The sequence below is a fragment of the Ruminococcus champanellensis 18P13 = JCM 17042 genome (assembly GCF_000210095.1).
GTDB classification, from domain to species: domain Bacteria; phylum Bacillota; class Clostridia; order Oscillospirales; family Ruminococcaceae; genus Ruminococcus_F; species Ruminococcus_F champanellensis.
Map to the genome: position 1 here is coordinate 1,864,344 of NC_021039.1, position 22,394 is coordinate 1,886,737.

30 protein-coding genes are annotated in these 22,394 nt (G+C 46.9%); 3 read left to right on the plus strand and 27 right to left on the minus strand.

The genetic code is table 11. The annotated features are described in order from the left end of the window. The 7 genes from RUM_RS12855 to RUM_RS08445 form a co-directional block, all read right to left on the minus strand. Positions 1 to 529: hypothetical protein (locus RUM_RS12855; RefSeq protein ID WP_197533021.1), on the minus strand; the 529-nt coding region annotated here is incomplete at its 3' end. Continuing rightward, on the minus strand, positions 501 to 842 hold the full coding sequence (locus tag RUM_RS08420; RefSeq protein ID WP_015558706.1) for a hypothetical protein: 342 nt from the start codon (positions 840 to 842) through the stop codon (positions 501 to 503). The genes RUM_RS08420 and RUM_RS12855, both read right to left, overlap by 29 nt. A 1-nt stretch (position 843) precedes the next feature. Next, a complete protein-coding gene (locus tag RUM_RS08425; protein ID WP_015558707.1) occupies positions 844 to 1,302 on the minus strand; it encodes a pyocin knob domain-containing protein in 459 nt (152 codons plus the stop codon). Continuing rightward, positions 1,295 to 1,819 (minus strand): leucine-rich repeat domain-containing protein, encoded by a 525-nt coding sequence (locus tag RUM_RS08430; protein ID WP_015558708.1) that lies wholly within the window; start codon positions 1,817 to 1,819, stop codon positions 1,295 to 1,297. Before RUM_RS08430 ends, RUM_RS08425 begins: the two co-directional genes overlap by 8 nt. 4 nt (positions 1,820 to 1,823) lie before the next feature. Then, complete coding sequence (locus tag RUM_RS12685; protein ID WP_147645599.1) at positions 1,824 to 2,705, minus strand: hypothetical protein; 882 nt, start codon at positions 2,703 to 2,705, stop codon at positions 1,824 to 1,826. A gap of 4 nt (positions 2,706 to 2,709) precedes the next feature. Then, a complete protein-coding gene (locus RUM_RS08440; protein ID WP_015558710.1) occupies positions 2,710 to 4,005 on the minus strand; it encodes a hypothetical protein in 1,296 nt (431 codons plus the stop codon). 9 nt (positions 4,006 to 4,014) lie between these two features. Continuing rightward, positions 4,015 to 4,362 carry a hypothetical protein gene (locus tag RUM_RS08445; protein WP_041326368.1) on the minus strand — a complete coding sequence of 116 codons (348 nt, stop codon included), beginning with the start codon at positions 4,360 to 4,362 and terminating at the stop codon, positions 4,015 to 4,017. Positions 4,363 to 4,502: 140 nt separating this feature from the next. Here RUM_RS08445 and RUM_RS08450 point away from each other — a divergent pair, with 140 nt between their 5' ends. Next, positions 4,503 to 5,147 (plus strand): hypothetical protein, encoded by a 645-nt coding sequence (locus RUM_RS08450; protein ID WP_015558711.1) that lies wholly within the window; start codon positions 4,503 to 4,505, stop codon positions 5,145 to 5,147. 34 nt (positions 5,148 to 5,181) lie between these two features. Here the strand turns inward: RUM_RS08450 and RUM_RS12160 are convergent, their stop codons facing one another. The 20 genes from RUM_RS12160 to RUM_RS08545 all read right to left on the minus strand — a co-directional run bounded on the left by RUM_RS12160 (position 5,182) and on the right by RUM_RS08545 (position 20,789). Continuing rightward, a complete protein-coding gene (locus RUM_RS12160; RefSeq protein ID WP_015558712.1) occupies positions 5,182 to 8,109 on the minus strand; it encodes a hypothetical protein in 2,928 nt (975 codons plus the stop codon). Continuing rightward, positions 8,084 to 8,344, minus strand: coding sequence for a hypothetical protein (locus RUM_RS08460; protein WP_015558713.1), 261 nt, complete (start codon positions 8,342 to 8,344; stop codon positions 8,084 to 8,086). Before RUM_RS08460 ends, RUM_RS12160 begins: the two co-directional genes overlap by 26 nt. Positions 8,345 to 8,364: 20 nt before the next feature. Then, entirely contained in the window at positions 8,365 to 8,781 is a 417-nt protein-coding gene (locus RUM_RS08465; protein ID WP_015558714.1) for a hypothetical protein, read from the minus strand. 61 nt (positions 8,782 to 8,842) lie between these two features. Then, positions 8,843 to 9,265, minus strand: a complete 423-nt coding sequence (locus RUM_RS08470; protein WP_015558715.1) for a phage major tail protein 2 — start codon at positions 9,263 to 9,265, stop codon at positions 8,843 to 8,845. A gap of 1 nt (position 9,266) precedes the next feature. Then, positions 9,267 to 9,608: a minor capsid protein gene (locus RUM_RS08475; protein ID WP_015558716.1), complete on the minus strand. Its 342-nt coding sequence runs from the start codon at positions 9,606 to 9,608 to the stop codon at positions 9,267 to 9,269. Next, the gene (locus RUM_RS08480; protein ID WP_015558717.1) at positions 9,605 to 10,117 is read right to left on the minus strand and encodes a hypothetical protein; all 513 of its coding nucleotides are present in this window, start codon (positions 10,115 to 10,117) and stop codon (positions 9,605 to 9,607) included. Before RUM_RS08480 ends, RUM_RS08475 begins: the two co-directional genes overlap by 4 nt. Positions 10,118 to 10,382: 265 nt before the next feature. Further along, positions 10,383 to 10,877, minus strand: coding sequence for a DnaT-like ssDNA-binding protein (locus RUM_RS08485; RefSeq protein ID WP_015558718.1), 495 nt, complete (start codon positions 10,875 to 10,877; stop codon positions 10,383 to 10,385). 2 nt (positions 10,878 to 10,879) lie between these two features. Further along, positions 10,880 to 11,950 carry a major capsid protein gene (locus RUM_RS08490; protein ID WP_015558719.1) on the minus strand — a complete coding sequence of 357 codons (1,071 nt, stop codon included), beginning with the start codon at positions 11,948 to 11,950 and terminating at the stop codon, positions 10,880 to 10,882. A 15-nt stretch (positions 11,951 to 11,965) separates the two neighbouring features. Further along, complete coding sequence (locus RUM_RS08495) at positions 11,966 to 12,535, minus strand: phage scaffolding protein (RefSeq protein ID WP_015558720.1); 570 nt, start codon at positions 12,533 to 12,535, stop codon at positions 11,966 to 11,968. Between the two features lie 149 nt (positions 12,536 to 12,684). Further along, positions 12,685 to 13,776 (minus strand): phage minor capsid protein, encoded by a 1,092-nt coding sequence (locus tag RUM_RS08500; protein ID WP_015558721.1) that lies wholly within the window; start codon positions 13,774 to 13,776, stop codon positions 12,685 to 12,687. Then, positions 13,769 to 15,112: a phage portal protein gene (locus RUM_RS08505; protein WP_015558722.1), complete on the minus strand. Its 1,344-nt coding sequence runs from the start codon at positions 15,110 to 15,112 to the stop codon at positions 13,769 to 13,771. Before RUM_RS08505 ends, RUM_RS08500 begins: the two co-directional genes overlap by 8 nt. Next, positions 15,112 to 16,314: a PBSX family phage terminase large subunit gene (locus tag RUM_RS12165; RefSeq protein WP_081460034.1), complete on the minus strand. Its 1,203-nt coding sequence runs from the start codon at positions 16,312 to 16,314 to the stop codon at positions 15,112 to 15,114. Before RUM_RS12165 ends, RUM_RS08505 begins: the two co-directional genes overlap by 1 nt. Continuing rightward, positions 16,304 to 16,660, minus strand: coding sequence for a hypothetical protein (locus tag RUM_RS12170; RefSeq protein WP_147645600.1), 357 nt, complete (start codon positions 16,658 to 16,660; stop codon positions 16,304 to 16,306). Before RUM_RS12170 ends, RUM_RS12165 begins: the two co-directional genes overlap by 11 nt. A 110-nt stretch (positions 16,661 to 16,770) precedes the next feature. Then, positions 16,771 to 16,899: a hypothetical protein gene (locus RUM_RS13175; protein ID WP_015558723.1), complete on the minus strand. Its 129-nt coding sequence runs from the start codon at positions 16,897 to 16,899 to the stop codon at positions 16,771 to 16,773. Between the two features lie 17 nt (positions 16,900 to 16,916). Continuing rightward, positions 16,917 to 17,546 (minus strand): hypothetical protein, encoded by a 630-nt coding sequence (locus RUM_RS08520; protein ID WP_015558724.1) that lies wholly within the window; start codon positions 17,544 to 17,546, stop codon positions 16,917 to 16,919. 19 nt (positions 17,547 to 17,565) lie between these two features. Beyond that, entirely contained in the window at positions 17,566 to 18,141 is a 576-nt protein-coding gene (locus tag RUM_RS08525) for a hypothetical protein (RefSeq protein WP_015558725.1), read from the minus strand. Then, positions 18,134 to 19,135 carry a radical SAM family protein gene (locus tag RUM_RS08530; RefSeq protein WP_147645601.1) on the minus strand — a complete coding sequence of 334 codons (1,002 nt, stop codon included), beginning with the start codon at positions 19,133 to 19,135 and terminating at the stop codon, positions 18,134 to 18,136. The genes RUM_RS08525 and RUM_RS08530 overlap by 8 nt, the downstream gene beginning before the upstream one ends. A gap of 16 nt (positions 19,136 to 19,151) precedes the next feature. After that, positions 19,152 to 19,346 carry a hypothetical protein gene (locus RUM_RS08535; protein ID WP_015558727.1) on the minus strand — a complete coding sequence of 65 codons (195 nt, stop codon included), beginning with the start codon at positions 19,344 to 19,346 and terminating at the stop codon, positions 19,152 to 19,154. A 762-nt stretch (positions 19,347 to 20,108) separates the two neighbouring features. After that, complete coding sequence (locus RUM_RS08540; protein WP_015558728.1) at positions 20,109 to 20,549, minus strand: hypothetical protein; 441 nt, start codon at positions 20,547 to 20,549, stop codon at positions 20,109 to 20,111. A 51-nt stretch (positions 20,550 to 20,600) separates the two neighbouring features. Beyond that, positions 20,601 to 20,789, minus strand: coding sequence for a hypothetical protein (locus RUM_RS08545; RefSeq protein WP_015558729.1), 189 nt, complete (start codon positions 20,787 to 20,789; stop codon positions 20,601 to 20,603). Between the two features lie 201 nt (positions 20,790 to 20,990). On the opposite strand from RUM_RS08545, the gene RUM_RS08550 reads away from it, so the two are divergent. Both RUM_RS08550 and RUM_RS08555 read left to right on the plus strand, forming a co-directional pair. Beyond that, complete coding sequence (locus tag RUM_RS08550) at positions 20,991 to 21,200, plus strand: hypothetical protein (protein WP_015558730.1); 210 nt, start codon at positions 20,991 to 20,993, stop codon at positions 21,198 to 21,200. Next, positions 21,181 to 22,314 carry a site-specific integrase gene (locus tag RUM_RS08555; protein ID WP_015558731.1) on the plus strand — a complete coding sequence of 378 codons (1,134 nt, stop codon included), beginning with the start codon at positions 21,181 to 21,183 and terminating at the stop codon, positions 22,312 to 22,314. Before RUM_RS08550 ends, RUM_RS08555 begins: the two co-directional genes overlap by 20 nt. The last annotated feature ends 80 nt before the right edge of the window (positions 22,315 to 22,394 follow it).

The following is a 22,394-nucleotide window of genomic DNA, read 5'->3' on the forward strand; positions in this document are numbered from 1 at the left end:
TCCAATGGGTTATCTTACCGCCTAAATCAGACAATCTGCCGGTTATCTTCGCACAGCCGTACAGGTTTAAATAATAGGTCACCTTGCCGCCCAGGTCGGACAGGCTGCCGGTTATTTTTGAACAGTTGTACAGCCCAAGATAATGGGTTATCCTGCCGCCCAGGGCAGATAGATCACCGGTCACATTTGAACAGTTGTATAGATTTAAATAATTGGTTGCCAAGCCGCCCAAATCTGACAAATCCAGTAGCGTCTGCGCATCCGATTTGTTTTCAAATTTTGTCAGCATTCCATTAAAGGAAACCAGAATCTGCGCACTGTCCTCAGCAATGGTGAATTCACAGGTGTTCCCGTGAATTTCTTGCGTCCCGTATTGCCACACAACATTTTTGCCTTCCGCCGTAGCCTTGAACGTGCCTGCACCATGCTGGATAGCGATAGTGTTTCTGGGAATGCACCCACCGTTCAGCCGCTCCGCCGCCAGCTGGGCAAACAGATTATCACTGCACACAAACTTCTGTGCTTTCAAAATTTCCCATAGGCTCATCATCCGTCACCTCGCTTTCCGCTGCCACCGCCACGGGATAGTCCTCTGCGGTCAGCTCCAGGGTCTGGGCTGCGTTTGCACCATCGGACTGGTTGACCCATTCGCCAGTAGACGACATGCCGTAGAAATCCCCGGTGGACACGTCCCATGCGATTGACCCCTGGGCGATTTTGCAGCCTGTGATGCTGTTCACGGTCGGCAGATCTGACACTGCATCTACGCAGATCTCCATGCGCTCTACGCTCAATTCGTTTTCGTACCGTAAAAATTTCCTGCTCATTACTGCGTATGCCATGCTATTCCTCACTTTCTGCGGCGATTGCCACGTCATTTGTTGTAATGTTTGCCGCTGTTTCCAACGCCGCCACCCTGGCTGCCAATGCGGCAAATTCGGTGGATGTGACGTATTTCTCCCACGTGCCGAACGCCGCATTGCTGACGTTGTACGTCCTGGCGTACATGGAACCTGTGCGTCCGATCAGAGTTTGGCGCATGAAGTTTGCGGTACTGGTGTACTCCACGATCAGCTTGAACGCCTGTCCGGATGCTGTATAGCCCTCCGGCAAATTGGTGCACGCCGCTGCAATGGCGTTGGTAGGGGCAGCGTAGGTGCCGGTGGTCAGAACCGTATTCAGATCCTGCCCGGCTTCCCAAACGGTGTTCCAGGTGTCCAGGCGTACCGCTCCGAAAATGGCGGCATCAATTTCCGCCGCCGTATGCTGTAAATCGTACAGGTCAACTCCGTTTTCAGCCATTTGTAGCCTCCTTTGCTTTCAACAATTTCTTGTCTTTCGTCAGCAAATATCTGCCTGTGGAATCCACCAGGTTGCTGCCGTCTGTATAGTGATATATTTCGCAGTCTGCGGGGAACGTGGTGGGGAAATACTCGCATGCCGGGGCAATGCGCACAGTGGTCAACGCTGTACCCCAGAATGCATACCGCCCTATGGACAGGACGGAAGAAGGAATGGTCACGCTGTATAGCCCCTCGCACATACAGCATGCGCCGGGTGGCACGGTGTTGTCGATTCGCTGGAACGGGTATCCGCTATTTACAGAATGGGACAGCTTCCACAGTCCATCCGGATACGGTTTGCTCAATTTAGGATCTGCAAAATTCATGTTCCGTGTATGCGGATATCCGTTGTTGATGCTGTTCTCAACGCACCACATGCCATCTGGGTACGGCTCGTACAGTCCCGGCGTGGGATACATGGTGTTGGCGTTATGCGGATATCCGTTGTTGATGTCCGATTGGATTGTCCACGCCATATCTTTACACCTCCGTGACCGGGAATCCGATGCTGTTCAGGTATGCCGCATTCTTGCCCTGTGCAGCGGTCACATACTGGATGTTTGTACCGCTGTTGCAGGTAACGCCGCTGCCGATCAGATCCGACACGATGCAGGATGTGGCGGTGGCATTTCCAGGATAGAATGCGGTTGTATCACTATCCGGTCTGTTTATTTCAACAGCTGCAAACACATTCTTCATTACTGTGCTTGCATTTGCCATGTAAATAGATCCGCCGCCGTTCAGCGTGATGCCACCAAGAATCAGAGCATTTTCAAGCGTGCAATGGTCGAATATGTCACAACGTGTCCCACTCGTTGCTTTTGCGGATGAAATAATGTTGAAATTACATTCTGTAAAATCTACACAAGAAAACAGGCTACCCGCCGATGCCCCAACAACTTTAAATGCAAACGTGCATTTCGAGAATTTGCCACGAGAAGACGTTGTGGTTGACCCAATTGCGATAGCCGCAGCTTGACTTCCTGCATATTTTATACCAGTAAATCTGCACGCATTGAACGTTGCTTTTGTCGCATTCAGAAATGACGATATGCCATTATTGCATACAATGTTTTCAAAATATAAATTGTTGATCGTACATGTCTGCACATTGGATATCATAGAAAGTCCCGTACCGTTGAAATATAAATTTCTTATAGTCCAACCGTTTCCTTCAATGCCGTTACATTGAAATCGGACACTAGTACTGAATGGGTTGATGTTGGCATCATTTGCATCCATCACCTTGCTTGTAGCGTTCGGATCCAACGCAACGTACACGTTGACCGTGTCAACTGCTGTCTTAAATTCTTCCCACGTGCTGACGATATAGGGGTCTGCTTGTGTGCCGGTGCCAGTCATATTATCACCTCACTATTTTTACGCCGTCCGGGATGACCACCCGGCTTACAGATTTCCCCGTAAAGCACGTTGCATTGATCTCCGTGACGGGTTTGTCCTCTACAATTTTCGGAACGGCAAGATGTGTTGCCGCGCCGATGTAGTAATCCAGCCGTACTGCCGTGCCGCTGTCAATAATCGTGTAAACGTAGTCTGTACCGGTGGTCTGCTCGATCTCCGGAATATAGATCCCGGCTGACATATCCGCTACCGACTGGATGGTCTGACTTCCACGATACTGCCATCGGCAATGTGTGACGATCATTGTCTCTCCGTCACCGCAGATATAACCTGTGTGTCTGATGGTGTCCCCCAGGTCAATGGACGGATCGCCAAACAACTCCGCCTCCATGGGGCGATATCGCATTTTCATGGCGTTTTTCGCAATGTTCTCGATCACTATGTTTTTGTCGCTGATGAACCGCATGCAAGGATTCTCCGGCAATTCCAGCAGTTTACCGCCGTCCGGATTTGTCGGATACCTCAACAGCATTGTCTCATCCAACAGGTATTTGGTGACCACCATCTGCGCACCGCCGATCTCCAGCATTTTATCATCAATACTGGTTTTCTTGCGGTTCGCCGTATCGATCACCATATCCGGCACAGATTTTTGCACCAGTGAACGGACATATAATTTACCGTCACGCCCGATTGTGCCGAAGCCGCCCACAAGCTGGCATAAGTATTTCAGCAGATCACGCCATGTGGTGATGTATTCCGTGTAGCTGGTGAACTGGGGCAAGTATGAAACCTGTAAATCCAAGTTCGCAAGAGTAGGATCAATTCCGCCCCATTTCACCCCGGCGTTGGAGCAGCAGAGCCGCATGCCGTCCACGATACCGCCAATGTACGGCTTGAAGCCTGTCGGTGTGTCGAATTTAGCCATGTTGTCATACGCTTGAATGCTGATGGTTTCCCGGTCTTTTCTCACCGTGTTGTTATTGACCGTGTATTCGCCCAATGGGATGGATTCATACGTCCCATCCGGCAGAAGTTGCTTGTAGGTCAGCTTGCAGGAACGTCCGAAATAGTAATCTGCAATATGCTCACTGTCCTTCAGATCGAAACCCATTTCCCCGATCACGCATGCTCCCAGCCCGATGTCGTTATCGTCCGACACCGCCTGGTTGTCAATGTACAGCGTGCCGGACTGGATGTTGCTGTCCGACAGTGCCAATGTACCCAGCGTGCCAGTCACCGTGCAGGATCGCACGGGGGCACGGATTGCCGCCCTGTAGGCTTCCGATGTGTTGTACATATGTACCTCCTAGTATTCGATGAGATTTACCGAAAACTCCCACAATTCAGATGGAGTGTCTGCTAACAACGTCATTGTTCTGTCGCCAGCATACATGGTGGCTGTCTTTTTCCCTCCGGACACCGGCGCACGAAAGGTTACGTCAAATTGATCATGGTTAAGTGCTTCCGCTATCTGATCTAATTGCGTAGCCGTGAGTTTGCACGTCATCGACAGGCTAGCCACGTCTTTTCGGATGACTTCACGGCTCATCCTTCCGGTTTCTGATCGCCCTGAGTTCTCGCTGTCCAAATCTGCCAATGTCAACGCATATGCGGTTATTTTTGGCACTATAAAGGAGCCGATTTTAATTAGCACAACGTATCACCGCCTGTAAAAAAAGTAACAAAGTTTTCTAGTCCTATTTGTGCAAGTTGCTATTTTCCCAGTGTTTTGCGATAAAATATTGAAAAAACATGTTAAATGTGATAAAATGAGCAAAAAGGGAGGTGTGCTCTATGGCACAATCACAGCTTAAACGATGCCAATACTGTAAAAACTCAATTTATTCCGGCGCTAAAGTGTGCCCGATTTGCGGAAAAAGTCAAGGTATGTCCACCGGGAAGGTGGTTCTAGGTTGCTTGCTAGGAATCGTGTTGATTCCAGTAATAGGAACTGCAATCAAGTCAACAATGGAAGGGTATCAAGAGGCAAAGAATAAAGCTGAAAACCCGTCTAATTCATACACATCACATGTTGTGAGCAGCTCAACAAGCCAGAAAAGTCAAGAGGAAATAGAGAAAGAATACAAGTTAGAATGTCGACCGGTCACATACGAGCAGATTATGCGTGAAACAGACATGATGAAAGGGCAGTATGTCACGATCACCGGGAAAGTATCCCAGGTAATGCCGGACGGTATACTACGAGTAGATTTGACGAAAAGCGAATATGGATTTTATTCCGATTCTATTGTCGTGCATTACAGCAGTTCCGATGCCGGATTCAACGTGATTGAGGGGGACATCATCACCGCATGGGGCATTTCCAACGGCGCAGAACGGTTTACATCCACGGTTTTGGGAAATGAACGTGAAATTGAAGTTGCTGCAATCAACGCAAAATACATTGAATTGGAAGAAACCAACAACGGAAACGAATAATTGTATAACAGGCACTTTGCAGTGCCTGTTATTTTTATGTCCGGACTGCCTTGCTGTGCGCATATTTTGTGGATGCCTTGCCGATTACCTGCCCATCCAGTTCTGTATAATTGTGAATCACAATTTCCTGCCCCCTGCTTGACTGATTAGCCTGGAGCATTGCGGACAGAACAGCCTGTTTGATGCCCTCAACAATCTGGCTGTTATTGACCACCGCAGAACGCCCGCCGATATTACCTACCAACTCTGGACCATTCTCACGTGCGATGAACATTTGCCCCGTTTCTGGGAAGCCGCCGGAAGCGTAGCCACCGATCAGCCTTTTTACATTCTGTGCACTAGTCACTCGCTTGTCAGAATCTTGCATCGGGTAGGCTCCGGCAACTCCGCCGGTTGCTTGTCTTACAGCCAATACAGCGGATGCAATTCCACCCTCTGCGGCATTCTTTTTCATTTGAATGCCGTAATATTCACTTAGGAAACCATTTGCTGCGTCCATGCTTTTTACAACATTTTCTTCGAGTTTTGCTCCAAAGTCAAAATTTACAGCATCGTAAACCGCTTGCCCTACACCTTCCCAGAATTCAATCCAGCCATCTCCGAAAATTCCTCGAATACCTTCGTTCATGGCGGCGAACACGGCGATAACTGGGTTCTTTTCTTCTTCAAACGCATCGCACATTCTTTCGCCAACGTCCTGAAAGTGTTCTGACCAAGGCTCACCGAACAAATAACGCACGAATGCATCCATTGTGCGGAGTGCACCTTCGCCGCCCGTTACGCCGTGTTGCAAATTTTCTTGCAGTTTTTGCCCCCGTTTGTTCCAGAAGTCCGACCAGCGATCACCGAATATTGCTCGAACACCCTTGTCCGCTTGTGTTAAGAACGGCTCCCAGTCACCGGTTTCAATTCCCTGTTTCATTGTAACACCCATGTCATACCAGAAAGGAACCCACGTGTTCAAGAACCATCCTTTCAATCTTGTTCCCAAACTCTGGTGGTTGCTTTCAATATTTACTGGATAATCGCCGGAAATGTCATAAAGTTGATTCTGCAAATCAGACAATCCATCGGAGACGTTGTTCACTAAGTCAAGATCAGTGGTTTTCACCAAATCGCCAATTAGTGAACCGCTGTCCTGCCCTAACTGATTGATTTCATCAAATCCAGCAAGAGACAGTTTCTTGCTGGCACTGGAAACATCATCCGCCGCATTTGCAACGCCGCCCATGCTGTCCATGAGGGATTGCAGACTGTTTGATGCATCGCTAGCTACTGCGCCTGTGGTGCTGATTGTTTGATTTGCATCATCCGCATTGTCATTGTTTCCGAACAATGCCCACAGAATGCCTAATGCTCCGACAATGATAGACAGCCATCCAAATGCAAATTTAAGTGCCGCACCAAACGTCCAGGTTTGCGGAATTAGAATAGCTTGAATAATCGCCAAGCCTTTCTGTGCTGCTGTCCAAGCAATTGTTGCTTTGGTAATTAGAGGAATTGACACAGCGAGTCCAATAGCTAATCCGAGCATGATTTTTGCCGGTCTATTGAGATTTACAAACCACTGCACGGTTGCACCAATTGCGGATGCCAACTTCACAAACAATGGTGTTACAATAACTACCATCTGTGACATGACGGGCAACACAGAAGTAACCATCGGGATCAGCGCCTGCCCGACATTGGTTTTAAAATCGTCCCAAACAGCGGACATGTTTGCCACGTTGGATGCCGTGTTCTTCATCGTAACAGTGCCGTATTTGTCCTGCGTCTGCTCCAAGATAGAGAACAGCCGGATTTGCTGCTGCGTGTTATAGCTCAACTTTTCCCACGACTTATCACCTGCAATTCTCTTGAACGCATCTGTGCTTTCGATCATTGACACATTTGCGTAAATGCCGAGATCTTCAATTGCTTCGGTGTTACCCAGTAAGCCAGATCTGATACGTTCCATAACATCCTGCGTTGTGCGCCCTGTTCTGGATGCAATGACCGCAGAAGCATTGATTAATGCCTGTGTAGCCAGCGACATTTGCTCAGTATCATCAGTCATTGCAGAAACCAGGTTGGAATATGTACGACCATATTCCAGGACTTCACGTTTGGACATGTTGAGGGATGCAGCATTAGCGTCAGCCCATTCGACAAATCCGTTTGCACTGTTTCCAAGCGTAAAATCCAACGACTGTAAAGCAGATTCCATTGACATTGCGTTGGAGATTGAGCCGCGCAGAAAAGAACTTGCCACGACCGTGGCGGCTAACCGCTTGAATGTGGTTACGAGTGCAGTACATTCGGATTTTGTTTGCCTGAATTCATCCTTTGTTTTTTCGGCTGCTTTTCCGGTCTTGTTCAATCCATTTTCCGCATCTTTTGCAGAATCTTTTACATTGTCAAGACCGTCAGCCGCATCGTTTGCGCCCTCTTCAACTTTTCCTAAGTCAACATTTGTTGCATTTGCAACAGCAGCTGCGGTTCCAGAAAAACTATTTGTGAGTGCAGTTACTGCCTGCGTGGTGTTCACGATTGATTCTGTCAAGTTGTCTACGGCGCTCTGTGCGGCGTTTGCAGCCTGTTCAAGGGCATTTATAGGCGTTGCATCTGTTCCTGATTCTTGAGCGTCCTGCGTACTAGGCTTTACAATCGGGCTAACGGTATCCTGCACATTTGGAATTACAGCAGGAGGCAGGAAGTTCGGCATATGAATAGTGCCGCTTGCAGTATTCGCCATGTCAGACACTGCATCAGCCGTATCCGACACGGAAACTCTGGCATTGTCCGCCGCTTTTGCAACACCATTCAAATTATTCTGCATGATGGTTGCCATGCTTGTTATGCTGCTGTTGATGGATGCTACAAGCGACTTAATGTCCACCAATGTGGTGCTTACAATTTTTAGAGCACTTTGAAAACCACTGGAATCCGCATCAATGTCAACACTCAACTTTTCGATTGCCATCAGCATTCACCTCCTGTGCCAGCGCTAACCGTCTTTCAAATTCTTCCTTGGACACTTTGGGAGCGGTGTGGGTCACTGCTTCATCCAAATACCAAGACAATTTCCGCAGTTTCCCTGCAAAAGCTGCGCCAACAAAGTTGGCTGTCTGCCACGCAAGAGCAGTCATTTCTTTTGACCGTTCCGCTTGTTGCTCGTTGAATGCCGCCACGCAATTGTTAAATTCCCACAACTCCATCTCCCATAATTCCGCCGGTTTTATCCCAGTCCGATAGGCTGTTCTGACGAGTTGCTCTGTGTCAATACAGGCTTGAGAGGGAGTCCCAGCATCTCCCGAATTGCGTTTTTTTCCTTTTCTCCGATTTCACGCTTATCCAGTTTGCGTTCTACTTCCTCGGAAGTCCCGGAGAAACTGAGCCGAATCAGCAGTTCGTTAGCCGCGTTGCGCAAATCTGTAAAATCCCAATGCTCAAGTGCGTTCTGACGAATGCTCTGACGCTCGTCACTGCTTGCGCCCAAACAAATGATTCTGAGAAGATCTTCGATTTCTGCGTCACGATCAAATTTCTGCATGATATTTACAAGCGACTGCTTGAATTCCTTCTCGATTGCGACAGCGACACCCAGCTTGGTGCTGATATCGTATGTGTTTTCACCAATTGTAATCTGCATCATAAATTTTCCTCCAAAATATTAGAATATAGGCGCTCCGGGTGGAGCGCCCTGTGTGCAATTGTTAAGTCCCTCCGCCGGATGTGGGCAGAGTCAGTGTTGCTGCCTGACTGCCTGCCAGCGAAATGGAAATATCGCCCTTGCCATCTGCCGCATGCTCAACGGTCAGGCTCTCAACGTAGCAGTCACCAACGAGAAAGGTATCTTTGTCCAGATAAAAAGATGCTGTAAGTTTGGTGCCGTTCTCAAAAGCATCCACCAAGTCCTTCTGGTTGGAATCTGTTGCGAAATCTGCCGTACCGTCAGCAGAAGCAGACCAGTCCTTTACAGACGGAACCTTTTCCTTGTAATCCTCACCGAAACTGAGAACCTCCAGGATTTCCTTGGTCAGTTCTACCGACCAGTTGGACATATGAACAAGTTCTTTTGCAGTGCCGGATCCGCTCTTGATGGACAGCTTGCCGGTTACACCAGAATATAACGCCATGTTAATACCTCCTAATTGTAAAATTTACCGTGTACTCTTGCCGCATTTTAGAATCCCTGCCAATATCGAGTATTGCTGAATTCTGCAAAATGCTCACTTCATCATCATGATAGCGGTCAAGCGCCATTACTGCCGATTTTGCCGCCTGGTAGGCGATCTCATCCGTTGCACCACGGCACCGGACTTGCACGTTCTGAACAATGTCAGATCCGCTGAATGAATGAACCAAAGGCGATGCTTGGTATTCAAAGATGCCCGTCATTTTGTCCGGTTCGTCCGGCATAAATCCTAGTTTTGCGCCCTTATCGCCCAGGACTTCATATACCTTATCTAACACGTTCATTTTTTGAGCACCTCCTCCGGGATGTTTTTCAACATTCTCAAATACTTCTCCTGCTGCTCACGGAACGGGGCTTCAAGAAATTTCGGCTCACCTCCGGCAACCATGTTGACTGAGGACATTGCATGAAAGATTGACACTTTTCCGTCCTTTGTCTTGTACCGTGTAGCCCTTGCAACTCTGTGACCATCCGTCCGGTCGTGTCTGTAAGACAATTCCTCGTGTTGTCGCAGTGCGTAGGGGAGGGAATACCCCACTTCCGCATGCACCTTTGTGCTGCCCTTGGGCATTTCTCCGGTTGGTGATTGGTTTTCAAACGAAACACCACCGTTAATAACCGCTGTGCAGTTATTCCGCAAATCACCGCTTTCGACAGGCGCACGTTGTGCGCTTCGTCCGGCAAGATCCAGTGCTATGGCAGAAACAGCCTTTGCAGTCTGCTTCGGATTGCGTTCCATAGCCGCCTTTAAATGTCGTTCCAGTTTTGAACTATTTAATTTCATCATTCGCATCAGATCACCGCCTTGCATCCGGAAAAACTGCCGTCAAATGCCGTCATAGGGTAAACAGCAGACACGATATGCCCATCCAGCATGTCACCAACACTGAGGTGTTCAGATAGATAATAAATCGTCTGATGATTCACTGTCTGCTCGTTTGCACTGATTGTATTCTGCGTGCGTTCTTGCCGTCTGCATGGTACAGTAATAGGTGCAGAATAAACGGGCTGTCCTCGCATGTCTGAGCCTGTACAGCGGCGCAATTCACACGTCTGATTTAAGTAGACGGAAAGCATATGTCAAACCCTCCGGACAGATACGGACGGAGCAACTGCATGCATGCTTGACAACTGTAAGCGGTTGACACCGTAGCCGCCTGTGAGCCGCTTTTCACATCGCCATAATTTTCCGACAAATCGCCCAGGGAAAAGGATTTAACGCCATCCCGGATGAGTTCCTTGCGCTTTTGGCTGCTTTCTTGCGCCTTTGTGTCTGACAAGTATAGCGCAAGTTCTGTTTCAGCACTTATCACGCACTCTGGTACGCTGGGGTTATCCTCTCCGTACTGATACGGCAAGCGTGGAAAGGCGTTTTTCTGCCCCACTACTGCTTTTCTTCCCCGGAAGGGGAGGCGCTCGATCATGTCGAACGCCTGAGTCAGATAAACGGTCTTATCCTCATCCTCCAGAGCCAACCACCGCACACGTTCCGCAGATTTAGATGCATAGTGTGCCTTGACGTATGCATCCGCCTGTTCAACAGTGCCGTACATGCTTAGCCCCTTGTGATGATCCTGGCAATCGGGATTGCCTTATGCGGGAAGTATTCCTTGGTAGACTCGTTGGAGTTTGCCAAAGACCACTTAGAGCCTGTCTCCAGCTGTGTGTCAGTGGGGGAGATGATAGCGCTGTCAGTCCAGGAAATGCCGTACGGGCTAAAGATCTTCCGCTGACGGCTGTACAACATATCCTGCCCACCGTTCACCTTAGCATCTCTGTCGACCTCGTAAGGGGTCTTTGCGCCGCAGTTGGTATATTCGATTGCGCCCTCTCCAAGCACATATGTGGTGTACTTGGTGTATGCCGGTGCCTCGCTGCCAACCGTAGTAACCGCCGCAACATCCTCCGTGGGCATGCCGTCATCGATCAGTACGACTCTGCCGTTCAGTGTACCGAGTGCAAGGTTGCGCTGGATGCCCTCCTTGTCGGTGTACTTCATGTACTCCAAAAGCTGGAGGTTTTCCAAATTGGTGGCAACAGCCGAGTGCATAATTGCCAGGCTGAACTTAGCTTTGTTGTCACCGAGTGCCTTTTGCATGGCGGTATTGAGCGTAGTTGCGCCAAACACGCCTGTGCCGTCTGTGTTTGCGGAAATGTCATAGGTATGACCGTTAACGAACTTAAGGTTATCTGCTCCCGTCATGGAGAAGATGCCCTTAAGCGTGCTCAACAGTGTTTTCTGATCAACATCGTCCCAGTATTCACCAACCTGGGATGCCGTCTGTGCCAGAAAATCCACGCCGCCGGTGATGTCATAGCTGAAATCTTTCTCAGCCCAGCCCTTCATGCGTCCAACAACCACACGCCCCTGTGTATAGGTCTTTGTGCTTGTTGCCGTAATATTGGTACTGCCGTTATAGTTCAGCGCATCGCCGCCAATGCGCCCGAAGATCGGGATCACGGCGTAATTTCCACCAACCTGATCAGCAAACGAACCGGCGATATCCTGCCGCTGCTTGACAGCCCGACTCTTGATCAACTCATTGCGGTTAAGATTTGGCGTCTTGTCAACGTATGCACCGAATACTTCAGCGTTAAAATTCTTGGAATCAAAAATACTAGGCATATTATACCCTCCTTGTTAAATAAGCATACTTACATCTGCATCTGGGTGAAGATTCTTGTAAGCCATAGCCTCTGTCAAACTCATTTTCTGAGATGGCTGTGACGGGTTCCCACCACCTCCGGGCACGTTCGTACCATCAAAAAGGTAATCATTCTCGGATTTCACCTTATCGATTGCAGCCTTGATATCCTCAGACCGATTCTTCGACTCCATCAGCGCATCAACGTCCAACAATGCACGGACTGCCTTTGCATTCTTTGCTTTTGCGCCGCTGATTGCTGTGTTTAAAATCGAATCAAATTCCATTGCGGCAATCTTTGTCTGGTAGTCCTTCTCCTTTGCCGCAAGGTCGGCGGTCAGCTGTGTGATCTTGCCGTTCAGGTCATCCACGTTCACTCCTTCAAATCCCTTTAAGGCGTTCTGGGCTGTCTCCAGTTGGTTCTTGTAGTTGTCCCGTGCGGTTCTGAGCTTGTCCGCCTCTGCAATTGTCTTGTAATTCTCGGAAAAGGCAGTGTTAAACGCTTCTTTCTTGTCTTCCGGGATTTCTACACCAGCATCTGACAGCAGGTCAATAATGTTCTTCATGGTGAGTGTTTCCTTTCTACGTTGCTTATACCCCGCATCGTCTGCGGCGTGAAAGTATCCGGAACAACCGCCGGAACGGTGATGGTGGGCGGTTTAACGACATGCCTGGGTCGAGATAAGCAGATCACCTCCAAGCACTGATGCACAGGTTACGTGGCTACTTTATCTGATTCGTATGCCTTTTGGAGTTCAATCCATTTGGCACCGTTTTGCTTTTTGATTCTCCGAAACGCTCCAAAGGATTTAGGAGCATCGGCTCCAAGCCTTGCTTTATACCGTTCGTATTGGTACAAATCTGCACGCAGTCTGCGGTTGTCCGCCTGTTGCTTGCTGTACAGCGCTCTTTCCTCTTGCGAACGTGGATCATCAAACGGCTCTGTGCTTTTCCGCATTGCTTCCTGAATTTCTTCCGGGCTTTGCAATTCTTCAATCCATGGGGTTATCACATGACGGCAATTCGGATGCACGTTTTTATATCCACTGGAAAACGCCCTGCTTAATGGCGGAAAGCGTGGATCTTCGCCGGAAATGCTATACACTCTACATTGCAGGGCGGCGCATACTGGACAGGTCGGATAGTGTTCAGTCATTTTAACTAGATCATATCCGTTAGCAGACAGTTGCTTTTCTCTCGCTAAATTTCCGGCTTCTCTTGTGGTGGAACGTGCCACCATCTCCGTATAGGTTTCCAATGGCACTTGATACGCCCGTTTGCCAGAACCGTATTGCACGGAAACAAAGTCCTTGTCCGTCAATTCCTGCATCAGTTGGGCTTGTGCTTCTCTAGTTGTTGTTCCGGTCAACGCCTTTTGTGCCGATGCTTTTAGCCCTGCTTGCCGTAGGGATTGATCACGTTCAACATCCAGATACCGCATGACCCTTCTCCCAATTTGGGAAATGCCGTTCTGTATGTTGTATTGCATTTCTCTGACCAACTCATGTATTGCGTCTTGATGTAGCTGTGCAAATGCTTCTGGGTTGCGCATCCGCAGTCCGTTGCGTTTAAAGTACTCGTATGTTTCCATCAGTGCTCTTTGATACGCCGCCGGAATGGCAGTGTTAATGTACCTTCCTGTTTCACGCTGTATGCCGTTCAGAATGCCCTCTAATTGCCGCAGTATGGTTGCATAGTATGTTTTACTGCCTGTACCTTTCGCAGCCACTATGAGCCGCACAAGGGCAATTCTGGACTCCTTAATCAAGTCGATTAAGGTTTGCAATTCATTTTCCGACTTACTCATTGCCGATCACGCCTAACTGCAACGGCTGCATAGCCGCATCTTCCGCCTGGATTTGGTCAATCTCAGCTTCAACCTGGGAATCGGTCAACCCTCGCTGTTTGAGGGCGGAATATCTTGACATGATTGATTTTCCACCAGTTGCCGTTGTTAAATTGTTAATCTGCTCAGTTTCATCAATCGGCAGACCGTCATTCCAATGCAATGTTAATCCGTCATAGTCCACGTTGATGCCGTTCAATTGGCAAAGCGTACAAATCATGCGCTTTACACGGGCATTGTTCAACTTTACCAAACGTGCCGCCTTAACCCGTGGTGAAACGAGCCGCAGTTTTAGAGCAGTGCCGGAACTGTCAGCACCTCCAGCATCTGCAAACGCCTGCCCCATTTCGGACAGGATATACAACTGGTTAAACAGCATTTCAGCTTCTTTGAATGAACTGTCAAGATTGCCGTCCCAGGTTATATAATGCAAGTCTGGAGAATCGTTTGTATCCCTTGCAAAATATTTTCCTAAATTCAAGAAACTTGTCCCGAATTTTTCATCATGCTCTAGGGCATCGGAGGGCCCAGACATGGTAGGCGCACTGTGTTTGTCCAGCACATTATCAATGCACGAAAAGCGCCAGATCAGACGCTCAATCAGATTGTTTATCTCGGAATAATCTGACACGCCGAATAGGTCAGAACTGCATGTGACATTTGTCAAAACTTGGACGGCGAAATCTTCAAGCCCTGTTTGCTCCGCCTTTTCCTCAATCAGTCCTCCGATTCCTTGCTGATTAAACGCATTGATCCGGGTCACGATCATCCCAGGCGTATGTATTTCCGTGTACAATTTGCGCATGAGCCCGTTTTCGTCTGGATCGATTGGATAACTGATTACATGGTGAGTTATCTTTTTCAGATCTCCGGAGTCACAAACAGGGAACCAGAACATAGGTGATACTGCGGTTACGTCTTTTCCTTTGAATTTTACAACGGCATTGCCGAATCTGGAAATATCTATAAACGCTTCGTATAGTTTTGGAAAAAACTCCAATCGTTCCATAAGCTTGAGCATGGCATCCGTGTCCTGCTCCGTCTCCAGCGTTGGCGGTTCTCCGCATGTAAAATCCGCTGTTTTCTTGCTGATAAGTTGCTGATATCCAAAAATTGTGCTAATTTCAGCTCTTGTGCGCCCCAGCCGCTGTGCAATTTCGTTGAAGTGATTAAGCCATGGCTGTGGCACTTTTGTGTGAAATAGTTGTTCGTTTTTCTTGTATTCTTCTAACCGCTCACGTTCTTGGTCGGGCGGAAATGATTTTCCAGAATCAAGAAAAGATAAATCTGTAAGCATTAGATCACATCACCCCTTACCTCAGCAAAGAATCCACTAGTATTGTGAAGGATTGTATTTACAAAATAGCGCATATCATCCATTGCATGGTCATTTTCCTTGATTGGTCGATCTTCTCTGGCATTTTCGTCCCAGCGATATGCTGAAAATTCTGCAAGTGTGTTTGTGCAACATTCACAAATTTTAATCTTTCCGGCTGTCAAAGCAACAGCCGTGTTGCGAATACCGTCAAGAACCGCATTATTCGCTTCTCGGACGATATATCGCCTATGTGCCCGAATACAAGCGATAAACGATGCCGCAGACGGGTCAACAACTATTTTGCTTACTGGCAGACCGCCGATCAATTCAACAAGCTTGGTGTAGTATTGCTCATCCGTCAGATTGTGCTTTTCTGATCTGCCAGAATAGTAATATTCTCGTATTCTGTACCAAACACCGTCACACAGCCCCCACAGCCCCATAGAGCAGGGGTTCAGTGTGCCATAATCGATGCTTACCACGTACTTGGTATACGCTCTCGGCTCGTCTGGAACGGTTGCTTTGCCGTCTGCGCCGTATGGATAAATCAGTCCCTCTGCAAGTGTCCATTTCCCAAGGATATAGCGGTCAAAAAAGACTGTCCCCCTATATTCATCCTCTAGATTTTTTACGAAATCAGAGGACAGATAAGGGTTGTCATGCAGGGTGTATTCCTGCAAGTATATATCAGCGTTACTATGTAGAAAACTGTAAAACCAATGATTAGGGTTGTCCGGATTGCATGTTCCGTCAAAACGACTGTACGGCTTATCCAATCTGGATTTTAACATGGTAAACACCGACTCGCTCCACGTCACGACCTCATCGCCGTAACAATACTTGATTGACGATCCTCGCAGGCGGTCAACCTGGTTAGCTTTATCGGCACCCAGACAATAAACCTTTTCGCCGAACATTGTAGCCGTGTTGTCTTGTTTGATGCTCGACACCAATTCACTGCCCCAAATGTCCTGCAACGGTTCAATGATATTCCGCTGGAGCGTTCCGCGGGTATTCCCAAGTATCACCACAAGCCCAGGGAGTCCCTTTACAGCCCGTATGCGCTTAGGGATTACAAAGTAATCCATGAAGGTTTTGCCAGAACGTGTTGCTCCGCTCTTAATGTTCCATCGGTGTGTGGCTTTGTCGAAATACTCTTGCTGCATTGGACTAAAAGCCACTCTTGATCCCTCCAAGAACCTCATCCAGCTTTTCTAGGACGGCTGTGGAAGTGTCTTTCCCGGCTTCCTTAAGAGCAAGTTCTTTTTGCCGCAAAGCAAGCTCAGCAGATGCAGCATCTTTGCCCAGGATGCTCCGAATTTCCTTTACAGCAGCGACATCCCCGGCTTTTGCTTTCAGATAAAGCCCGATAAGCATTGCGATTTCATTGTCGATATCCCCATCGACTCCCATTGCGGCGGCTGCATCGTAATCTTCACCTTGCGCTGGTAGTTCAAGGATGGCTTGCAATTTTTGCTTCATAGACTTTTTTCGCCGTCTAGCTTCGCCGGAAGCCTTGCCGCCCATTGATCTGATTTCCCTTTGCCGTTCCTTTGACCGTTCCGGCAACGGGACAAGATTTTCGTGTCCACCGCTCACTGCTTACCACCTCCTTGCACTTGCCGTTTAAGCTGTGGTTACTTGTTCTTCTTCGCAGGCTTCTTATTGTTCTTGCTGGGTGTCTCGAACATTTTAGCAACTTCTTTCGGGAAGTAACTTGCCGGTTCACTGTACTTAATGCCACTTTTTTTCTTATTGTCTGCCATAAATCACACCATCCTCGCTAAATGCTTAAATATTTTCTTACAATGTTTGAAATCGCCCTACTTTCTGAGCGAGCCTTTTTGCCGTTGCAATAAACATCTGCAACTGCCTCTGCAATAGCTTCTGCCGGACTCGACTTAGCATATCCGCTAATTTTGGATGCAAGTCTTGCTCCACTCTTATGTTTGGTCAGTTTAGTTGCTTCTTTAACAATACGATTAGCTGCCTCATGCAAGTTGACTCCCATTTTAGAACCAATCATATCGTTGAGTTGATGCCCAATTTCGTGAGCCATAACAGCTTGCATCCCAGTTTTGCGCCCCCTGGACGGATGATATCCAGACTGAACACATTGATCATATGCCCTGTTCATCTTAACAGAATTTGCATATTTATTATTTACGGCGATTCCTTCATGATCATAATATGCCAATGCCTGAGATCCGGGTTTCATATCAGCTATTCTTGTGTTGTTGTAGTTTATCCCAAATTCTGATTGGAAGTCTTTCAGAGTGCTAACAACCTCTGACCGGGTGGCTTCGTCTAACTTGGTATCAATCAACAAGTTAGCAGTGCTTTTCACTTCGCTCGGATCAACGCCATCAGTGCCAGTCCAACTTGCTTTTCCACTACTTGAGCAACTGCCCATCGAATTCCTCCTTTATTCTTTAATCCCACATGTGCTTCTCTGTGTATTCTTTCCAGTCTTTTTTCATTTTGGCAATAGCGGCTTTGTAGCTTTTCCCGTTTATGATCTGCTCTTTTGCTTCTCTGCCGAACGCACTTTTTGTATAATTAGACGAACTCTCCCACTTTTCTGCTTCTCTGTAAGCCGCTGCTCTTGGGTATTTTTTATACATTTCATTTATTGTAACCGTTGGCTTTTCGGGCGCTTTCCCGTATCCGCCTTTATAAATAAATTGGCTCGATTGCTCATTGTAGCGGTACCATGCACTTTCAGCGGCTTCAATTTCTTTTAAGCCTTTGATCGATTGTATTTTTGCTTTTCTAGCTTCAATTCTCTTTTTCTCTGCTATTTCTTTGTTTTTGATGTAGTCGATGATTTCTTGCTTGTGGCTGCGCAAATACTCGGCATCTTCTGGATGCTTGGTGATGTAATTATCAGCTCCCAACTTATCTCCAATAATCCTCACCCTGTATTTGCTTATAAAGTTTTCCATTTTTGGATCTGTGTGAACTGCTCCGGTGGCACCACTTTTTCCTCCGCTTGAACAACTACCCATTGTACTTCTCCTTTTGTGTTCGCAACCACTCAATACGTTCTCCGCCAATCTCGTACATCAGTTGCTCAAACGACTTGTTTTTGCACCTCAGCGCCCACTTTTGATTCTGTCCAATGGCTTTAAACGGCTGATAAGTGTCTGTCTGCTTCATTGCCTCTGTAGCTGCTGGCTGGGGCTTATCGTAAGCAAGGTGTGAGACGTTGAAAGTATTCGGGCGGAAACCCTCCAGCCCTTCACATCCGCAGCAATTGAGACTGTCCCCCATATGATCTAATCCACACTCTGAGCATAAAAAGCGGATACCGTGCTTGTGACACTCGCTTTTCAATTCTTTGTACAGTGGGTATAAAAAATCGTTGTCAAACTGGTACGCATTCCCGTACCGAGTCATACCGACTTGTTTCCTTTGGCTGTAAAATGCGGAAACGCTGATGCCATACGCTCCGGCATCTGCAATCCTGGGTATTTCCCGGAGAATATCAACCTGGCAATCCGGGAAATAGGGTCTTACCCTTACAACGATTCTTTCCACCTTATCTCTCAGCCCTCTCACGGCTTCTAGGCGGCTCTGGAAGGTGGGTGCACCGGGTTCAAGCTTATCGTATCTATCGCACGCCATGCTGACCTGTAAAACGGCTCTGCATCGTTCCAGGAGCATGCTGTACTCTGGGTCAAGCAGCATACCTGGGTTTTTGGTGGATATAATCACCGGATAGCCTGTTTCTGCAAAGATCTTTAAGCATTCCAAACTTTTTCTGTGTATGGATTCTGCCGGCTGAAATGGGTCAGAGTTTGCACCCCAGTGAATAGGAATATCCCAATCACACCATTTCGTTTCAAAGTTTCTGCCGCCATTTACGAAATTCCGCAAAGATTTTCTAGTATCAATCGGCTGAACGTCCGCAATTGAGTATTTGTGCTTGACGTAGCAGTACACACATCCGTGTCCACAGCCCTTGTATGTGTCCATGTGTATTGGATAATCGCACGTCAAGCACTGTGATCCACACCTAATCATCCTTGCAGCTCTCCCGGATGATGTACTCTGTCAACTCATCCTGATGTTCTCGCATCCAGTGCAAGACCTGTTTCTTGCATTCGATAGGGAACACCAGTCCCTTTTCAAAAAATACCTTTACCTTGTTGTTCTTTTCGCTGTAACCGCTCACTGTTGCCAGATTGTCAATAGAAAATTGTTCGTTCATACAGCCCCGCCTCGACATTTTGAAAGTTAGGTGTTTTTAAAAATAAAGCGCTCGTGTGAGCGCTGAATAGTCTGCCCGGGTTTTTACCCAGGCAAAAAAGAAAGGAGGACAAAAAATGGGAAAGTGTTAGGAGGACGGAGGCGGAAACGCCGTGAAAAGAGGAAAACACGGCGAAAAGCATTTGCTCAATGGCATCCTCCGTAGCTTTTAAACGGGATTAGCAAACACTTGCTTTTCCCTAATATTAGGATACTATAAATATCGAAATTTCGCAAGGTGTAAAACAGTCCACTTTGGTACACTTTAGTCCACTCTTGAATACACATGCTTTTTTCTAATTTTTTCAAACAATTTTTTTCGCTATTAAATCTATTTTATAAATATAATTGACGTTAATATAGAACTAGGTCTATAAAATGAAAAAGTAAATCTAATCTGAGGAAGAGCTTTTTCATTTTATCTTTCTATACTAACCTATCCTAACTCTAACCTAACCTATACTATACTATGTATCCATTTTGTATACAAGTTGGATACACTTTGTATACATGCATGTTTTAACTTAATCTATTCACAAATAGTTTACAATTAAAATAAGAAAAATGCCGATTTGATTACTCAAAACGGCTATATGTGTGCTTGATTTTGATGTGGACAGAGTCTTTATAATGAAGAAAAGGCTAAAAAGTTGATTTTAGCCTTTTCATATTGCTTACAAAATTTTCTGCGTGCTGATTGCTGAAATAGTAGAATCCCGGTCTGTTAGCGGTTTAAGAAGATCTTCTCACCTGTCAGTTTTTCCTCCTTCTCAACGTCAATCGGGCAGACGCTTTGCACTGTTGCCCCGACTGCGATGTTCAAACCTTCAAAGCGAATTCGCCCAGAGAAAAGACCGTTCACTGTGTCGATCTGTTCCTGTGTTGCCTTAAACTTATCCGGGGTTTCGTAAGTGTGCAGGTACGTGTTGCCATCCTCGCTGAATTCCCAGTTCCTGAATTTCAGAGCACCGTTTGCGGAGATTGCGATCTCCAAGTAGATCGGATATCCGGCGAACGGATTTACGAAACAAATCAGATCTCCTACCTCGTATTTTTCCGCCCTTCTGTCCAGGTCGATGATGTACTGCTCACCCTCGAATGTCTGGTAACGGCTTTTGAAACTGCGACTCTCGAATTCGTTTTTAAAAATTGCAAGCTTTTTCATAATATCCTCTTCTTTCTGCGGAGATTAACCGCTCCGCTCGGTTGTGTTTGGTCATTCATGCCATTCTCCTATGATTCTTGGCTCAATTTTATTTGAGCCGTCTAAAATTTTGTTAATGAATTCCTTTGCATCGTTATACGTCTTGAAAATTTCAAGATGGTTATCGACAACTATTCCTTGCTCAAGTTTTGTTATCCAAACATTTCTATGCTTGTAAACGCCGTCTGAAATTTTAGTCATAACTTTTCCTCCTTGACATCCGAGCGGAGTTTAGCCACTCCGCCCGGTTGTTTCGTGTTCCTTACTGTGCTTTTATTATAGCATGTATAGGGATATACTTCAATAGGCAGAATAAACGAATATGCCCCTATACTTTTATGTGTTTTGTATAGTGACACATAACCGCTGTTGTGGTACAATAAATTGAATGGAGGTGATTTCATGCAAACTGAGGGACGAAAAAAAGCAGTCGCAAAGTATCAGGCTAAACTTGACTCGATCAAAGTATGGATTCCCAAGGGGGAACGGGAAAAGTACAAAATGCACGCAGAGCGTTGCGGCAAAAGCTTGAATGCGCTCATCGTGGAACTTCTGGACTCGGACATCGCCCGTAGCAAGGAGGCGGAGCAAAATGCCAATAACCAAAGGTAAAGGAAAAAAAGACGGCTTGCAGCAGTACCGAGTGCGTGTCAACTACACTGACGCTAACGGGAAGTATAGACAAGTCGAGAGGACAGCATACGGGCTTTCTGAGGCACGCAAGTTGGAGGCAAGTATGCAAGCCCAGTATACGTCCGGTGCGCCGCATAGCGGCGGTATGACGGTATCAGAACTGTATGAGGAGTATGTGTGTGCAAAGAAGCACGAAGTTAGAGCCACAACTTTGAATAGCCTTGAAAAAAATTTTCGGCTTTATATTGCACCGCTTATTGGAAATGTCAAACTAAATAAACTTTCGGCTCGTGAACTTCAATGTTGGAAAAACAAGGTTGATATTACCGGACTGGCGATTGGCTCAAAAAAGCAAGTATACACAACGCTGAATACAATTCTGAATTATTCAGTAAAAATTGGATACATCGAGAAGAATCAGTTGAAAGTTGTTGGAAATTTTAAAGATCCATATTTCCAAACTCCAACAGATAAGTTGCACTTTTACACGCCGGAGCAATTTGTGCGGTATATCCACGAGGCACGAAAGGTTGCAGAACAGTCCAACTCGCTTACCGATTGGGGCTACTTTGTCTTTTTCATGATCGCATACTATACCGGCATGAGAAGAGGTGAGATCAATGCATTGACGTGGGATGACGTTGAGGGAGATGTAATTCATGTTCGGCATTCTGTCGCACAATGTGTAGACGGTTCGGATATGGTGACATCGCCCAAAAACCGATCATCATTCAGGGACTTGCAAGTGCCTGAGCCGCTGATGGAGGTGCTTCAAGAACACAAATCACGGCAGGAGCAAGTGCCGGGTTTTTTAAATAGCTTATATGTGTGTGGTGGCTCACGGTGTTTAAGAAATACGTCAATTCGGGCGCAAAACCAACGCTTTGCATCCGGGGCAGGGCTTCCGTTCATCAAAGTGCACGATTTCCGCCACAGTCATGCGTCATTGCTTGTTAATAACGGAATCAACATTCACGAAGTAGCCCGGAGACTTGGACACTCCAATGTGTCTATCACATTGAACACCTATTCTCACCTCTATCCGCAAGAAACGGAAAGAGCATTGAGAGTGCTAAATGACATTAAGCCATAAATTCGGGGATTTTTCTGGGGCGGAAGTAAAAAAACAGCGCATCTGCGCTGTTTTTTTATGTTTAGAACATTATATCAAGG

Coding starts and splice junctions, on each gene's coding strand:
- RUM_RS08420 (WP_015558706.1), bottom strand. CDS start 842: ATGGCATACGCAGTAATGAGCAGGAAATTTTTACGGTACGAAAACGAA.
- RUM_RS08425 (WP_015558707.1), bottom strand. CDS start 1,302: ATGGCTGAAAACGGAGTTGACCTGTACGATTTACAGCATACGGCGGCG.
- RUM_RS08430 (WP_015558708.1), bottom strand. CDS start 1,819: ATGGCGTGGACAATCCAATCGGACATCAACAACGGATATCCGCATAAC.
- RUM_RS12685 (WP_147645599.1), bottom strand. CDS start 2,705: ATGACTGGCACCGGCACACAAGCAGACCCCTATATCGTCAGCACGTGG.
- RUM_RS08440 (WP_015558710.1), bottom strand. CDS start 4,005: ATGTACAACACATCGGAAGCCTACAGGGCGGCAATCCGTGCCCCCGTG.
- RUM_RS08450 (WP_015558711.1), top strand. CDS start 4,503: ATGGCACAATCACAGCTTAAACGATGCCAATACTGTAAAAACTCAATT.
- RUM_RS12160 (WP_015558712.1), bottom strand. CDS start 8,109: ATGGCAATCGAAAAGTTGAGTGTTGACATTGATGCGGATTCCAGTGGT.
- RUM_RS08460 (WP_015558713.1), bottom strand. CDS start 8,344: ATGGAGTTGTGGGAATTTAACAATTGCGTGGCGGCATTCAACGAGCAA.
- RUM_RS08465 (WP_015558714.1), bottom strand. CDS start 8,781: ATGATGCAGATTACAATTGGTGAAAACACATACGATATCAGCACCAAG.
- RUM_RS08470 (WP_015558715.1), bottom strand. CDS start 9,265: ATGGCGTTATATTCTGGTGTAACCGGCAAGCTGTCCATCAAGAGCGGA.
- RUM_RS08475 (WP_015558716.1), bottom strand. CDS start 9,608: ATGAACGTGTTAGATAAGGTATATGAAGTCCTGGGCGATAAGGGCGCA.
- RUM_RS08480 (WP_015558717.1), bottom strand. CDS start 10,117: ATGCGAATGATGAAATTAAATAGTTCAAAACTGGAACGACATTTAAAG.
- RUM_RS08485 (WP_015558718.1), bottom strand. CDS start 10,877: ATGTACGGCACTGTTGAACAGGCGGATGCATACGTCAAGGCACACTAT.
- RUM_RS08490 (WP_015558719.1), bottom strand. CDS start 11,950: ATGCCTAGTATTTTTGATTCCAAGAATTTTAACGCTGAAGTATTCGGT.
- RUM_RS08495 (WP_015558720.1), bottom strand. CDS start 12,535: ATGAAGAACATTATTGACCTGCTGTCAGATGCTGGTGTAGAAATCCCG.
- RUM_RS08500 (WP_015558721.1), bottom strand. CDS start 13,776: ATGAGTAAGTCGGAAAATGAATTGCAAACCTTAATCGACTTGATTAAG.
- RUM_RS08505 (WP_015558722.1), bottom strand. CDS start 15,112: ATGCTTACAGATTTATCTTTTCTTGATTCTGGAAAATCATTTCCGCCC.
- RUM_RS12170 (WP_147645600.1), bottom strand. CDS start 16,660: ATGGGCGGCAAGGCTTCCGGCGAAGCTAGACGGCGAAAAAAGTCTATG.
- RUM_RS13175 (WP_015558723.1), bottom strand. CDS start 16,899: ATGGCAGACAATAAGAAAAAAAGTGGCATTAAGTACAGTGAACCGGCA.
- RUM_RS08520 (WP_015558724.1), bottom strand. CDS start 17,546: ATGGGCAGTTGCTCAAGTAGTGGAAAAGCAAGTTGGACTGGCACTGAT.
- RUM_RS08525 (WP_015558725.1), bottom strand. CDS start 18,141: ATGGGTAGTTGTTCAAGCGGAGGAAAAAGTGGTGCCACCGGAGCAGTT.
- RUM_RS08535 (WP_015558727.1), bottom strand. CDS start 19,346: ATGAACGAACAATTTTCTATTGACAATCTGGCAACAGTGAGCGGTTAC.
- RUM_RS08540 (WP_015558728.1), bottom strand. CDS start 20,549: ATGAAAAAGCTTGCAATTTTTAAAAACGAATTCGAGAGTCGCAGTTTC.
- RUM_RS08545 (WP_015558729.1), bottom strand. CDS start 20,789: ATGACTAAAATTTCAGACGGCGTTTACAAGCATAGAAATGTTTGGATA.
- RUM_RS08550 (WP_015558730.1), top strand. CDS start 20,991: ATGCAAACTGAGGGACGAAAAAAAGCAGTCGCAAAGTATCAGGCTAAA.
- RUM_RS08555 (WP_015558731.1), top strand. CDS start 21,181: ATGCCAATAACCAAAGGTAAAGGAAAAAAAGACGGCTTGCAGCAGTAC.